Here is a 14,206-nt window from a genome sequence, read left to right as displayed (position 1 = left end):
TTAGCTGTCCTCATGGTGGTCGACCGCGCCGAAGCGCTCGCAGCCCTCAATGAAGGTGCGGTCGTCGTCACCGATGATCTGGGTGTCGCCCCCGCCAGCAGGTTCTTCATCGAGGGTGAAGTCGAGTTCGATCTTCACCCCCTGGGCGATGGCGGCGGACTTGATCTCCAACCCGGTCATCCAGCCGCGCGGAAGATTGACCGGATTGCCGTTGACCGTGACCTTTACAACGGGCCGGGCGACAATGCGCAAACGCTCGGTACCGCTCTCGCCAAGCTGGATTTCACCGCCGTCATTGACGAATTCGTCGGGTCGGTCCTCGCGGTCGAGCTTGAAGACCTGATCCTCGCCGATCTCGCAAATGCCGCGGAGGTCATCTTCGTCGATAGAGGCGTTGCCCCAGTCGAAGCCACGTCCGTCCACGGTGAAGCGGTAGACGCGATCCGCGTGAAAGGCGCGAAATACCTCTTCACCCTTTTCGCCGAGGTCTGTCTTTCGCTCGAGATCCAACGCGAATGTGCGGCGATCGGCGATACGGATGAGGACGTGCTCATCCGCCGGATGGTTCCCGGATATATTAAGGATTTCGCGCGTATCGATATGGCGATCGATCGATACGTGCTCGTTGCCGCTTACACTGAAGCGAAATGCCTTTCGGGCGTCGCTGCGGTCTTTCTTTTCTACCACGGTCATTTCTATTTCCTCTCGGAAGCGCAGCGACATGCCGGGCTTTCAAAGAGTCAATCGTTGGGCGTGGTGGATTCCGGAACGGGGGTCGTTAACTTTTTGGGGGAGCAGGGCAGATGAAGAAGTGTTTGCAGCGCGGGCACTGAAAATCGCTTCGATTAGCTGGGTAAAACCCGTCCTCCATGGCTTTCACCGCATCTCTAGCCGCCGCGACACGGTTGCTTTTCTTCGCAGGCGTCTGATCGACAAGACCAGCGTTTCCCTCGATGACGTGAAACGTCTCAAGACGGAACTGGGAGCCATATTCAAGACGCGCACCCTCCAGGAGAAGGGAATAAGAGATCCTGTCTGCCTCAGACGAAGAGCGCTTTCCGGAACGTACGACGGTCAGGGTTGGACTTTGGGCTGACTCACGTACAAAGTCCGCAGCAACGATGATTTCGCGGCCTCCTATAGAAACGGAGAACGACTTGGCCTTGGCCGCAGACAGGAGCATGGGGGTCAGGTTCCCAAGCATCTTTTCGACCAGGTCTCGGTACGGTTTCTCGAAGGGATGCCCCGGCAGCTTTGTCTCGTTCCAGGCCCGCTCGAAGACTTCACGCATGTCATCACTGGTCAGTGGTGCGTCAGCTGCGCGTGCAGCGTCAACGACGGCGAGAATGCATCCATGAGCCTGGAGGTATGCAGAGCGCGCCATCGAGCCGCCGAGCGCTGCCACCCGATCGTAGAAGAAACGCCGGGGACATCGTTCGAAAGCCTCTATGTCCGCGGCTGTCAGAGTTGCCGGGACGTCCATGTCTGCAATGGGTTCGAGGCCAACTTGCGGAAGAATCCTGAGCACAGGGACGGGGTCGTGCGCCGTCGAGACGGGTAGACGATCGAGGAACTTTGAAGGGTTTGAGTTCTTGCCGCCCGACATGGAAGGGCGATAGAGCTTGAGATACGATCTGGCCCGGGAAAGAGCCACGAAAAACAGGCACTCTTCTTCTGCCTCGTGCGCGTCGACCTCTACGTTCTCCGCAATCATACCTGCGACCGGAGGACAGGCGTCCGGTCTATTGGCGGCGGGGATCGCGCGCCGGGTCAATTGCGGCAAATGGACCGCCTCGAACTCAAGTCCTTTGCTGGCGTGAATCGTCATCAAATTCACACCATCAATATCCTGCATCTCGTCCGGCAGCCGTCGAAGGTCGCGATCATCAGAGAGGAGAACCAAATGGCGGATGCGGTCCAGGCTGCGAACGATCGGAGCCTTGCTGCCACTCAACGGCATGGTTCTGAGTGCCTCGATCAGTTGGCGAACCGCGGCTCGGCGAACGTCGTCAGAAGGCATTTGTCCGCTCAAGACCGTTGCGACGTAGTCGCTTCGATTGAACAGGTAGTCCATCAGCACGAACCAGGGAGTACTTCCCGGTCCGTATTCGGCGATATGGCTCGATAGGACTGCTAGGCTTCTTAGTGATTGCCGATCCAGCCCCGCGACTTCGATCTGTCGCTCAAGCAATTCCCGCACAGTGATTTCACGCGACTTGGCTTCCTGGACCACCCGCGCGAGTTCCGGGGCACGGAGGCCGTATTCGGGAAACCCCCCGACCCGGAATACGCTGGAGCCGTCGTGCACTATAAGGGAAAGCAGAGACAGCAGGTCACGGACTTCTGGTCGGTCGAACAGAGGGCCGATGTACAGGACAGGTATACCGCGCGCCTCGAGTTCAGCGCCTAACGTTGCCAGAATGCCATTCGTGCGGGCAATCACGGCTTGATTTCTCAAGGGAACGCCTTCGCGTTCGAGTTCTCTGATGTTCCCCGCTATTAAGTCGATTTCGCCGGCTGGATCTGCTCCGATCGAAGTTGACGGACGGCTTGGTGCTTCGCCTCTTTTCGCTCTCAATTCGAGGGGCAGGGCATATGCCGAGACCAGCATTCTCGCGCCGAACGATTTGAAGGTCGAGACGATCGGCTCTGTCGAGCGATAATTCACCTTGAGCTGACCGCGGACGCCCTTGGGGTAGTCCCGGGTGAAACGGGCCATGTTTCTGCTGGAGGCGCCTCTGAAACGGTAGATCGATTGCCGCGCGTCACCCACGACCCACAACCGTTCGCCTTCCCCTACGATCCCCTTGACCATCATAGCGCTAGCGCGGTTGATGTCTTGGTATTCGTCGACGTGGACCCATTTGAATTTGGCGGAGAGAAGTGCCTGAAAGGGCGGGTCGGTCTGCATTTTCACCGCGGGCAGCCGGATTAAGTCGCCATAGTCCACGGCTTGGATCGACTCCAGAATTCTCTGGTAGTGCCGGTAGACGATGGCCACTTCCTTGCATTTTTCTGCAGCCTTCCAGGCGTTCGAGTCACTGCGGTCGGTGACCCGCATCATCTCTTCGGCCAGTGCGAAGTAGTCGTCGGGACCTACCAGTTCGTCTTTAGCCCTTGATATCGTCCTCAGGATGTCGCGCAGAGCCAGCGCCGGCTCAAACAAATTCTGCATGTGGACGATAGGAAGAGCGGGTAGGGCCTCTTCGAGGAGATTGATCGCCTCGCTCGTGTCGATAAGGCGTGGGTCTGGCGGGAGGTTAAACCGCTCGTGATGTTTTCGGAGGAGTTCCAGACCAAAGGCGTGGAACGTTCCCGTCCAAATATTCACCGCTTCCGGTCCAACCGCACGCTCCACGCGGTCGGCGATTTCTTCGGCGGCTTTGTTTGAGAACGTCAACGCCAGGACGTCGTCGGCGGTCGCGTGCTTTTCTCCGAGCAGCCAAACGATGCGCTCGACCATAGTCTTGGTTTTCCCGGTTCCCGGGCCGGCTTCAAGCAGGAATGGCGAACCTAGATGCATGGCTGCCGTGCGCTGGGATTCGTCCAGCCCCTGGGGCGCTTGTGCCTTCTTCTGCTTTGGTTCTGCAGGCTCCGGCAACAGAAGGGAATCTCCCAGTTGCTGGTAGACCGTTTCGAGTTTCAGCCCCAAGGAGGTTGCGATATCTCCCGCACGCAGTCCTTCCTGGAAAAGCCGGCGAGCAAGTCTTCGCGGTAACAGCAGTTCGCGTGCGAACGTATTGGCCTGGGCTTCACGGCGCTCCCGTTTGCTATAAGCTTCAACCCGCTGCACAGGGTCGCCGGCGCCAGGGGCCGTGTAGGCGCGTTCAATCCGAACCTCGCTCTCGAGGTGGATCACGAAATGGGCGATCTCGTGCGCAATTACCTCCGCTTTTTCGTCCGGACGGAGCGCGTTTGAGACAAAGATCGTCTGGTATTTCCGCTTGAGGACGCCCAAACCACCCCCAAGAACGTCATCATCGGCAGCTAGTTCCTCGACGGACAGCTCCTGGTCAGCCAGCGTGCGGTTAAGGACTTCCGACGCTTTCATCCGTTGGAATTGCGGATCTATCTTTTCTCGTAGTCGATTTGCGGCCCGGCGAACGGCGTTGATGTTTTCCATGGCATCATTCCGAAAGCTCTAGCCACTTCTGCCTCTTCCCCTCCGGCATCGAAGTTTTGCGGATCGCATCGGCAAAGGAAAGCTTCGCCCTCTGGACAGGGGCTTTGTCAGAGCGGAAATCCGACGCGGTCATCGCCTGATCTTGCTCAAGAAATTGAAGTAGACTGGATGCAGTGGTTTTCAGTTCCTCGGCAAGTCTTCGGATCAGGATCAGCGGTACCGATGTGGCGTGGATGGCCCGTTCTTCGATCCTAACCAAAATGGACAAGGGGATATCGCATTTTTCCGCAATGCTCTTGAGTACCGCAGGTCGCTGATTTTCGAAGGGATTTACTGCGTCGGTTTTCTGATCCCAGAGCTTTGAGAGGTCGGAGTCGCTTCCGACTGGAGGAAGCGGCGCAGCACCTTCTTCATCGTCGTCCGCCAGCCACTCAACGTAAAACGCCAGGATGGCTTCACGATGCTCCGGATACCGTTCTATGGTGGCAACGACCTCTTGTTCACCGAACCCGTCGGTTCCGGCAAGTTCAAGAAGGATGTCCTCAATGTGTTTGATGTCTGTCATTGTTCTTCCTCGTTCGCCGAGGCGCGTTTTTCCGCATTGGCGAGAAGCTTGCGGATGCGTCGATCGGATATGCCTAGTTTCGACGAAGCGGTGACTTCGTCGGGGTCGCTCGAACTTTCTGCCAGTCCCTCCCCATGAACGGCGAGGACGGCGTCCTTTTCTCTGGGAGTCAACTGCGACAGTACTCGGTTCAAATGCGCCGCGGCTTCACCACGAGGCATGCTGCGCCCGATATTTCGGAGGTTTATGGCGTCTACCCAGTCACGGTAGCTTCCATCATCATTCTGGAATTCTGCGTCATTTTTCTCGATTTGGTCACGGCGTCGGACTTTGCGGATTTCGTCGAGCGTTCTACGAATGATCACCTTCTTGAAGCAGGCCTCGAACACGTCAGCCTTATCAGTTCCGGAGAAAAGCTCCTCGCGGAACCAGTCGCAGACAGCTTGGCTAACGTCCCTAGCACGCTGCGAAGATAGCCCTTCTGCTTGCTTGTAGGCCATATTTCTGACGCGGCGACGCAACTCTTCCCACAGTTCAATGAACCATCTTGTTTCTTTAGATGGCCGAAGATTACGCATGACATAGACCAGGACCGCGCTCGAAACAGTACGCTTCTTGGCCACCAGATCGTCGATGGGACGCTGCAGGACCTCCCGAAGTTCTTCGACTACCTCAGTGGCTCTGAAAAATTGCGTTCCGTCCTTCTGTCGTCGTGTTAGGGGCCGCAGGTCTTCGTTACTCTCGTCATCCGCATTTGCCATCTAAAGATTCCATCGTCTCGGGAAGCCGCATCCGGAACCCTATCGAAAAAAATATTTTTGCCGCGAATCGCGTTGGCTTGCAGCTTCCCATTAGCATAGATCCATTCTTCTAATATACGTTGCAAAGCTCTGTTCTAGCGGTCGAAGAGCTTGGACGAACTTGCGAGCGTCTGACGTCTTCCTATGGGAGACGGAACCCCGGGCATCGAGAAGCTATTCAATCTTTGCCTCTTTGGCCCCCGAAGAGATGCAGTATCGTGCACAAATCTTCTCGCAGTCTTGCGAGGCTCCGCGCAGGGATACGCTGTTGCGTGGAGATCGGCGCTAGCCAGTCTGCTTTACAAAGTACGCGAGAAGCGCGCGACGCCATTTCTGTCGCGCGCTTCCGATGGAACTGGAAGAATTGATTTCGGTGGCGGTCAGTCCAGATCTGTAAGATGCAGCGGTTCCGGGAAGTATTCAAAACCGTCTCCGGCTTTGCCGATATGACCGTAGCCGGGCCATGGAAAATGATACGACATGAATGGAATTCTGTTTGCAGCCAGCATATCGAGAACACGCACACGCGACCGGGCTGATAGTTTGGAGTCTGTGTCGAAGGCGAACTCCATCCGAGGCTTTTCCAGAAGCAGAACTGGGTGATGAGTGAGGTCGCCGCCGTAGCATATCGTTTTGCCTGCCGATTCAATCATGAAGCAATGATGGCCAAGCGTGTGTCCGGGCGCGCTGAGGGCATGCACACCCGGCAAGAACTCCTGTTCGTCCTTGAAGAATATCGTCCGGTCCCGGACCGGCTTGAGATTATGGATTGCTGCTTTCACGAGGCCGTCAAGGTCGGTCCCAAGTTTGCTCTCGTCGGTCCAAAACTCATAGTCTGCCTGGCTAATGTAGACTTGGGCATTCGGAAATGTCGGCTTGCCATCGTCGCCCCAGATTCCGCCAACGTGGTCCCAGTGAGCGTGCGAGCAGACGACGGCGTCAATGTCTTCCAGCGCTACGCCCGCGGCCGCCAAACAAGACCTTAGGCGGCCGGTCGTTGGACCGAACTGCTTGAGGGATCCCATGCCGGTATCGAACAGGACGAGCTTCCCGGAAATGTTCACAAGAGGCGCGTTCTGAGCGAGGACAACCTCGGATGTTGGCAAGAAGCTGCGGGTCAACATTGCTTTGACCTCGTCGGGACTTACGCCAAGAAAGCTCTGCGTCGGGTCGCCGAGCGGGAGGGGACCATCGGATATGATGGCTATTTCAGCATCACCGAGGTTGAATCGATAGAAGGCAGGTGACTGCTCGGTAGACATGGTGTGTGCTTCAGCTGAAGACGTGGCTAAGCCCGAGCTCAGAGCCGCTCCTCCGAGCGCGGCTACGCTTCCCAGAAGCACTTTGCGGCGCCCAATTTCAAGATCCTCGATACCCATTGTTCTCCTCCCAGGGGTGATTTCGTCGTGGTCACTCGAGCGTGCACCGGGAGCTATGTTCGCAACGCCGCTCGGGTGTCTGGCGAAAGTATTGGCCGGTCAGGAGATAACAATTGAATTCAGCGATAGCTCCAATGAACTGTGCTCAACAGATGGGATTTTTTGTGCGTTGAGATAACCCGCAACATGAGGCAGATGGATGCAGACTCTCTTCGTAAATCGACTAACGTTGATCTTCCCGTGCTGCTGTCAAACAGAAGTAGTGCAGAGCTGACCTTATAAGATCTCAAGCGCGTAGATTCCCGGCAAATCAAAGCCTTAGGCGGGAGTTCACATGCTGACTGAAGTAGGCGTGTCTCGGAAGATGTGACCAGGGATCCGGCCCGGTTCTTTGACGCCGGCGCAGGGCCCGACTTCAACCGCCCGGCCTCACCTACCCATTGAATCCCTTATGACCGGACGCCCATCGAGGGCCGGCTCAGAGGATTGCGCCCGCATCGATCGTGGGCTCCTAACAAAGCACTTGCCATTATGGGTATGACATCATACCTTATACGTGCGCGCTGAGGAGCGAGCGCAAAACGCCTGTGGGAAGGCGCTCTTCAAATATTGTTATGGGCCGGAAGCCGAGCGGCTTGCCGGGAGGAGGACCGTGCCCGCTAGGGCGTTGTCGGTGAATACGTGGGAGGACAAATCGTTGAGGAACACACGGCTGCGCTGCGTCAGCACGCAAACGAGATCGCTTGCTCGAATGGGGAGGCTGGCATGACTGTTCACGGAACTATCGAAAATGTCGTCGAGCCGCCGTCGGATTTGGCTGCCGTAGCGCGCCGGATCGAATACGCCCTTGTAAAGTGCCTCGAAATACCGGTGGCACTCTTAGTGCTCTGCGAGATACTTCTGCTGTTTTCCGCGGTCGCGGCTCGATACGTATTCCACGTGCCGCTGGTTTGGTCGGACGAACTGGCTTCAATCCTGTTCCTCTGGCTTGCCATGTTGGGATCGGCCGCCGCCTTTCAACGACAGGAACACATGCGCATGACGGCGCTGGTGACCGCGTTGAGGGGTGATACGCGTCGGTTCGTGGAATTGGTATCCGTTGCTGCGGCGCTTGCCTTCCTCGTGCTGATCATGCCCGCCTCTTTGGAATACGCGATCGAAGAGTCCTACATTTGGACGCCGGCGATGGACATTCAGAACTCCTGGCGTGCATCGGCGCTGCCAACCAGCTTTGGCTTGATGCTCGTGTTCGCGGTGCTGCGGCTTCTGCAGAGCTCGAACCTACGTCTCGCACTCGGCGCGGTTGCTGCAGTTGCGGCGATCTTCTGCCTGTTCTGGGCGCTGAAACCGGTGCTCGTTGGCCTCGGAAATCTGAACCTACTGATCTTCTTCGTCGGGGGAGTGGCCGCCTGCGTGTTTGGCGGCGTGCCGATCGCGTTCTCGTTTGCAATCGCGACATTCGGATATCTCATTCTGACAACCAGAACTCCACCTCTGATCATTGTCGGCCGAATTGACGAAGGCGTCAGTCATTTGATCCTTCTCGCGATCCCGTTGTTCGTCTTTCTCGGTCAACTGATCCAAATGACCGGCATGGCGCGCGCGATGGTCGCCTTCCTTGCCAGCCTTCTTGGTCATGTACGTGGCGGGTTGCACTACGTTCTGGTCGCAGCGATGTACCTCGTATCCGGGATCTCCGGATCGAAGGCGGCCGACATGGCTGCCGTCGCTCCTGTCCTGTTCCCCGAAATGAAAGCCCGCGGTGCAGACGAAGGCGACCTGGTCGCGCTCTTGTCGGCAACCGGTGCGCAGACTGAAACCATCCCGCCAAGCATCGTCTTGATTACGGTGGGGTCCGCGACGGGTGTCTCGATCGCCGCGCTTTTCACCGGCGGTCTTCTTCCGGGGCTCATTCTGGCGATTACCCTCTGCATCCTGGTTCGGTGGCGCTGCCGCAACGATGACCCGAGCCAAGTGAAGAGAGCAAGTCGAAAGCAGATCGGCAAGTTGCTCCTCGCAGCGCTGCCCGCTCTTGCGCTGCCGTTCGTCATCCGGTCGGCCGTCATCGAGGGCGTCGCCACCGCAACGGAAGTCTCCACGATTGGCATCGCATACTCGGTCGTTGCCGGCCTACTGTTCTATCGTCAGTTCGATTGGCGGCGGCTCAAGCCGATGCTTGTGGAGACGGCGAGCCTATCCGGTTCGATCCTGCTAATCATCGGTGCGGCCACGGCGATGGCTTGGGGTCTGACCCAATCAGGATTCTCGACAGCTCTTGCTCAGAATCTCTCCACTCTGCCGGGTGGCGCCGTTACCTTCATGATCGTCTCGATCGTCATCTTCATTATCCTTGGAAGTGTACTCGAGGGGATCCCCGCAATCGTCTTGTTCGCACCATTGCTGTTCCCGGTCGCCCATCAGTTGGGCATCCACCAGGTGCACTACGCCATGGTCGTTGTGCTGGCGATGGGTATAGGGCTCTTCGCGCCACCATTCGGTGTTGGCTATTACGCTGCCTGCGCGATCAGCCGGGTCAGCCCGGACGCGGGCATGAAGCCGATCGTCGGCTACATCATCGCCATGGCCATTGGTCTTGCTGTCGTTGCTGCGGTCCCGTGGCTCTCGATCGGTTTCCTGTAATCCGCCGTCGCTTAATCAACATTCACAGAGTTCATTTGGAGGAGAACGAAATGGTAAATCTGACTAGACGCGCATTCACCATGACGACAACGCTGGGGCTAAGCGCCACCGCGCTCGGCTTTTCGGTGAAGCGCGCAGCGGCAGCCGAATACTCTTTGAAATTCGCGTTCAACCTGGCCGAAACCCATCCGATTACTGCGCGTGCCAGGGAGGCTGCCGCACGTATTCAGCAGGAGACGAACGGACGGGTGGAGCTTCAGGTCTACCCGAACAACCAGCTCGGCAGCGACACCGACATGCTGTCCCAGGTGAGGGCGGGCGGCATCGACTTGTTCCTGAACTCAGGCATCAACGTGCTTTCGACGATGGTGCCATCGGCATCGATCTATGGTCTCGGGTTCATTTTCCCAGACTACGATACGGTCTGGAAAACGATGGACGGCGAGCTCGGTATCGCTCTGCACAAGCTCATCGAAAAGGTAAACCTCCTCCCGATGGAAAAGATGTGGGACAACGGGTTCCGGCACATCACTACTAGCACCCATCCCGTAAACTCTCCGGCGGACCTCGAGGGCATGAAGATCCGCGTTCCCGTCGGCGCCCTCTGGACCTCTATGTTCCAGACGTTCGGCGCTGCTCCCGCGTCTATCAACTTCAATGAGCTCTACTCCGCGCTGCAAACGAAGGTCGTCGACGGCCAGGAAAACTCCCTCGCCAATATCAAGACGGCGAACATCGTCGAGGTGCAGAAGTACTGCGCGTTGACCCGCCATATGTGGGACGCCTTCTTCTGCGTCGCGAACAAGCGCAACTGGGAGAGTCTGCCTGCTGACGTGCAAGAAGTGGTTAGCCGCAACATCAACCAGGCCGCGCTCGACGAGCGGCAAGACATGGCAAAACTATCCGAGTCCCTCAAGGACGTACTTGCGAAACAGGGACTGGTCTTCAATCAGCCGGACACCGAGCTCTTCCGTCAAAAGCTTCGGGATGGCGGCTTCTATACCGGTTGGCGCGAGAAATACGGTGAGGAGCTTTGGGCCATTCTGGAGAAGACCGTCGGAAAGCTCACCTAAGTTCGGTCACATCAGGCTCCCAGCGGACGGAAACCCTCCCGTCCGAAACTCAAGGTCCCGCGAACACCGCGGGACCCTTTTTTGAAAGCAGAGGTACTTCCAAGCGGTCATTTATGCCACCCTAAGAAAGCGGGACCATGTCTCAGAGGCGCGCGCTCAGTTCTGGGTGCCAAGGGCTGCGGGAACCAACGATCGATCGGGGCGAAGCGCGGACTTAGCGAAAGCGGCCGGCGCCCGTCACGTCGCAAGATCGACGTAACTACGAAAGCGACAAGCGAAAAATGACCGAACGAATGAATGCGATACTGGCGCCGGGCAGGGTCGCGGTAGTAACGGGCGCCGCCAAGGGGCTCGGCGCAAGCGCAGCTCGAGCTTTCGCAGCCAAGGGCATGGACCTTGCTCTTTTCGACAATGACGAGCAAGCGCTGGTAGCCTTTGCGAAAGAGCTAGGCGTCAAGGTCCTTACGATTGCCGGTGACGTCGCCGACGAAGCCGATTTGCGTCGGCTGCGGGACGAAACCCTCGAGAAACTCGGGGACGTCGCGATCCTGATGAATAACGCCGGGATCATTAAAGGTGCTGGTCCGTGGGATGCGCCTTCGGCGTGGAGGCGGCAACTCGATGTGAACTTCGGCGGGATACTCTCAGCCCAACATCTTTTTGTTCCTCACATGATTGGGGTGCCGCGTCCGTCGGCCGTCATCAACCTCGGCTCCAAGGAGGGCATTACCACTCCTCCCGGAAACGCCGCATATTCGGTCGCGAAGGCCGGAGTGAAAGTGTTGACAGAGCAATTGTCCCACGAGCTACTGAAGGCCACCGGCGGCCGTGTATCCGCTCACCTTCTCGTGCCGGGCTACACCTGGACCCCAATGAATTTTCCCGGAGTGAACCCGGAAACCGACGAAAAACCCACAGCTCCATGGACTGCGGAACAGGTAATCGAACGGCTTTTCCAAGGGCTCTATAACGACGATTTCTACGTAATCTGCCCTGACAACGAGGTCACATCGGCAATGGACGCCAAACGCATTCGATGGGCCGCAGACGACATGATCGAAAACCGTCCGGCCCTGTCCCGTTGGCACCCGGTGTGGAAGGAGGCGTTTGCGGCATGGTTGAAGGGGTGAATGCCAGCGCGATTGCCGGTTGACGATCCCATACGGCGAGCCGAATACAGCGGCAAGGTTGGCCGACGTCTGAGCGCTCTGCTCTACGCGGGGATAGGGAGCATTTTTCAAAACCGAAGGAAACGCTGGCCGTCCGTGACGATTCCGCTTTGACATGGCATCTTTCGACCGCGTGTGCCGCGCTGTTAAAGCCAAAAGTTCGCGAAGATCATCAGACAATCCAAGTTGATATCTAGCTGGAAAGCCGCCATATGTATTCGAAATACGTTGGCGCGGTGGTGAAGCCGCTTCTTGGTGATGGTGATGCAGACTGATCTACAGATTGTGAGACAAAGTGCCTCCCTGCGCGTGAAAGTCGAGGAGACTCTTCGCCAGGCGATCGCAACCGGACGCTTCAAGCCCGGCCAACGCCTCGTTGAGCGCGAGCTGTGCGAGATGCTTGGGGTGGGGAGGACCTCCGTTCGAGAGGCCCTACGCCAGCTTGAGGCTGAGGGCATTATCACCAGCTATCCGCACAAGGGCCCAGTCGTGAGTACGATCACGTACGAGGAGGCTGCCCAGCTATACACCGTCCGCGCGCTTCTTGAGGGATTTGCCGGACAGCAGTTTGCCGAACACGGGACGGCTGCGGATATTGCAACGTTGCAAGCCGCTGTAGTCGAGTTCGAGGCGGCCGCTGAGAGCGGGGTCGGGAGTCGACTGATCGATGCGAAGAATGCATTCTATGACTGTTTGATGGATGGCAGCAAAAACACATTCGTCAGGCAAATGCTCATCTCCTTGCACAACCGGATCAATCTACTTCGTATGACGTCGATGACGCAGCCGGGACGGCTGGCGCACAGTATCGCGGAGATCAAGGAGATCGCCGAGGCTATCAAGAATCGCAACGGTCCATTGGCTGCCGCCGCCTGCAAGCATCACATCGATCAGGCTGCAAAGGTGGCATTGGAGTACCTTCGGAAGAACGCTTCTACCGAATCCTAATTTTATGATTGACAGATTGTCTGATAATCCGTTTATTCGCTCTTGAAGAAAGCGAGCGACATCGTCGCTCGTCTGCACTCGGAGGATAAATTGCCATCGACAATCAATACGCCACGCGTGGCCTTCATCGGGCTGGGCGCGATGGGCCAGCCTATGGCCCAACATCTTATCGCGGCAGGTTTCGACGTCGCCGGGTTTGATCTCTCGGAAGATGCCAAGCGAAGCCTTGCCAAGGAAGGTGGTCGGGCTGCTCAAACGGTTTCCGAAGCCATGGATAATGCCGATTTCGTCATTACCATGCTGCCGAACGGCAAGGTCGTTCGGGAGGCCCTTCTGGGCGGAAATGCGTTCGCAGCGTTAAAGCCCAATGCCCTCGTTATCGACATGAGCTCGTCCGCTCCGAATGACACACGAGAGCTAAGTGCGGAGTTGGTTTCGTGCGGACTGCGGCTGATCGATGCTCCGGTATCGGGCGGCGTGAAGCGAGCCGTTTCCGGCACTTTGACCATTATGGCGGGAGGTGCAGAGGCCGATGTTGATGAGGCGGAACCTCTGCTGAAACCGCTTGGATCACAAGTATTTAGGACCGGTCCTATCGGCTCCGGGCATGCGATGAAAGCCATCAACAATTTCGTTTCGGGTGCCGGCGTCCTGGCGGCGATCGAAGCTGTGATCCTTGGTCGTACCTTTGGACTTGAAGGCGAAACGATTGTGGACATCCTCAACTCTTCCTCGGGCAAGAACAACGCCACCGAAGTTAAGATGAAACAGTTCATTTTGTCGGAGACGTTTGGCTCCGGTTTCGCTCTGGGGTTGATGGCGAAGGACATCCGTATTGCTGCAGACCTCGCCCAGACCCTCGGGCTTCGTCTCGAGGCTTTGGCAAGTACTGCCGACGCATGGGATGCAGCGCAGAAAGAGCTTGGATCAGCGGAAGATCACACTCGTATCATCCAGTATTTGACCGACCACGCGGACTAGCGCGAGCGCGTGGCCGATGCGGATAAAAATGAATTGACAGATTGTCTGACAATCTGTCAATGTTGCGAAACCGAAAATGCTTAGGGAGCTTTGTGGAATGACCGCTACGGAAGCAGCGAAACTCAAAACAAACGGCAGGGAGCGGCCGGTGCCGTCAGAGCAGTTTGCTCACGGACTCGCGACGCGTCGTGAAGTCATGGGCGATGCGTATGTCGATGCCGCTCTCGGAAAGGCCACCGACTTCACGTGGCCGATGCAGCAACTCGTCACCGAATACTGCTGGGACACGATCTGGAACCGTCCCGGCCTCGACAGACGTTCGCGGTCGATCCTGAATTTGGGAATGATCTCGGTTCTTAACCGTCCACACGAACTCAGAGGCCACGTCCGGGGCGCAATTAACAACGGTCTCAGCAAAGACGAAATCCAGGAAATCTTCTTACAGGTCGCGATCTACGTGGGCGTGCCTGCGGCGATCGACAGTTTCCGCCACGCCCAGGAAGTGTTCAACGAAATGGGTATCTGAAG

11 protein-coding genes are annotated in these 14,206 nt (G+C 57.3%); 6 read left to right on the top strand and 5 right to left on the bottom strand.

Features of this window, described 5'->3' with window-relative positions; all coding sequences use genetic code 11:
* From ACQ5BM_RS30535 to ACQ5BM_RS30515, 5 genes are all read right to left on the bottom strand, one after another.
* Positions 1–723: a hypothetical protein gene (locus tag ACQ5BM_RS30535; RefSeq protein ID WP_429819338.1), complete on the bottom strand. Its 723-nt coding sequence runs from the start codon at positions 721–723 to the stop codon at positions 1–3.
* A 55-nt stretch (positions 724–778) separates the two neighbouring features.
* Entirely contained in the window at positions 779–4,123 is a 3,345-nt protein-coding gene (locus ACQ5BM_RS30530; RefSeq protein ID WP_429819336.1) for a UvrD-helicase domain-containing protein, read from the bottom strand.
* 4 nt (positions 4,124–4,127) lie between these two features.
* The gene (locus tag ACQ5BM_RS30525) at positions 4,128–4,688 is read right to left on the bottom strand and encodes a hypothetical protein (RefSeq protein WP_429819334.1); all 561 of its coding nucleotides are present in this window, start codon (positions 4,686–4,688) and stop codon (positions 4,128–4,130) included.
* Positions 4,685–5,449, bottom strand: a complete 765-nt coding sequence (locus ACQ5BM_RS30520) for a hypothetical protein (protein WP_429819332.1) — start codon at positions 5,447–5,449, stop codon at positions 4,685–4,687. Before ACQ5BM_RS30520 ends, ACQ5BM_RS30525 begins: the two co-directional genes overlap by 4 nt.
* Positions 5,450–5,868: 419 nt before the next feature.
* Positions 5,869–6,867 carry an MBL fold metallo-hydrolase gene (locus tag ACQ5BM_RS30515; RefSeq protein WP_429819330.1) on the bottom strand — a complete coding sequence of 333 codons (999 nt, stop codon included), beginning with the start codon at positions 6,865–6,867 and terminating at the stop codon, positions 5,869–5,871.
* A 765-nt stretch (positions 6,868–7,632) separates the two neighbouring features.
* Between ACQ5BM_RS30515 and ACQ5BM_RS30510 the strand changes: the two genes are divergently transcribed.
* The 6 genes from ACQ5BM_RS30510 (at position 7,633) to ACQ5BM_RS30485 (ending at position 14,204) form a co-directional block, all read left to right on the top strand.
* Positions 7,633–9,507 carry a TRAP transporter large permease subunit gene (locus ACQ5BM_RS30510; RefSeq protein WP_429819328.1) on the top strand — a complete coding sequence of 625 codons (1,875 nt, stop codon included), beginning with the start codon at positions 7,633–7,635 and terminating at the stop codon, positions 9,505–9,507.
* An 80-nt stretch (positions 9,508–9,587) separates the two neighbouring features.
* Positions 9,588–10,580 carry a TRAP transporter substrate-binding protein gene (locus tag ACQ5BM_RS30505; RefSeq protein ID WP_429819326.1) on the top strand — a complete coding sequence of 331 codons (993 nt, stop codon included), beginning with the start codon at positions 9,588–9,590 and terminating at the stop codon, positions 10,578–10,580.
* Between the two features lie 281 nt (positions 10,581–10,861).
* Positions 10,862–11,710: an SDR family NAD(P)-dependent oxidoreductase gene (locus ACQ5BM_RS30500; protein ID WP_429819324.1), complete on the top strand. Its 849-nt coding sequence runs from the start codon at positions 10,862–10,864 to the stop codon at positions 11,708–11,710.
* 303 nt (positions 11,711–12,013) lie between these two features.
* Positions 12,014–12,697, top strand: a complete 684-nt coding sequence (locus tag ACQ5BM_RS30495) for a GntR family transcriptional regulator (RefSeq protein WP_429819322.1) — start codon at positions 12,014–12,016, stop codon at positions 12,695–12,697.
* Between the two features lie 141 nt (positions 12,698–12,838).
* A complete protein-coding gene (locus ACQ5BM_RS30490; protein ID WP_429819386.1) occupies positions 12,839–13,678 on the top strand; it encodes an NAD(P)-dependent oxidoreductase in 840 nt (279 codons plus the stop codon).
* 97 nt (positions 13,679–13,775) lie between these two features.
* Entirely contained in the window at positions 13,776–14,204 is a 429-nt protein-coding gene (locus ACQ5BM_RS30485) for a carboxymuconolactone decarboxylase family protein (RefSeq protein WP_429819320.1), read from the top strand.
* The last annotated feature ends 2 nt before the right edge of the window (positions 14,205–14,206 follow it).

It is taken from the genome of Ensifer sp. B1-9 (genome assembly GCF_050474445.1).
In the GTDB taxonomy this organism is placed as follows: domain Bacteria; phylum Pseudomonadota; class Alphaproteobacteria; order Rhizobiales; family Rhizobiaceae; genus Ensifer.
The sequence above is the reverse complement of the archived record's forward strand: the minus strand, read 5'-3'. Positions and strand labels throughout refer to the sequence as shown.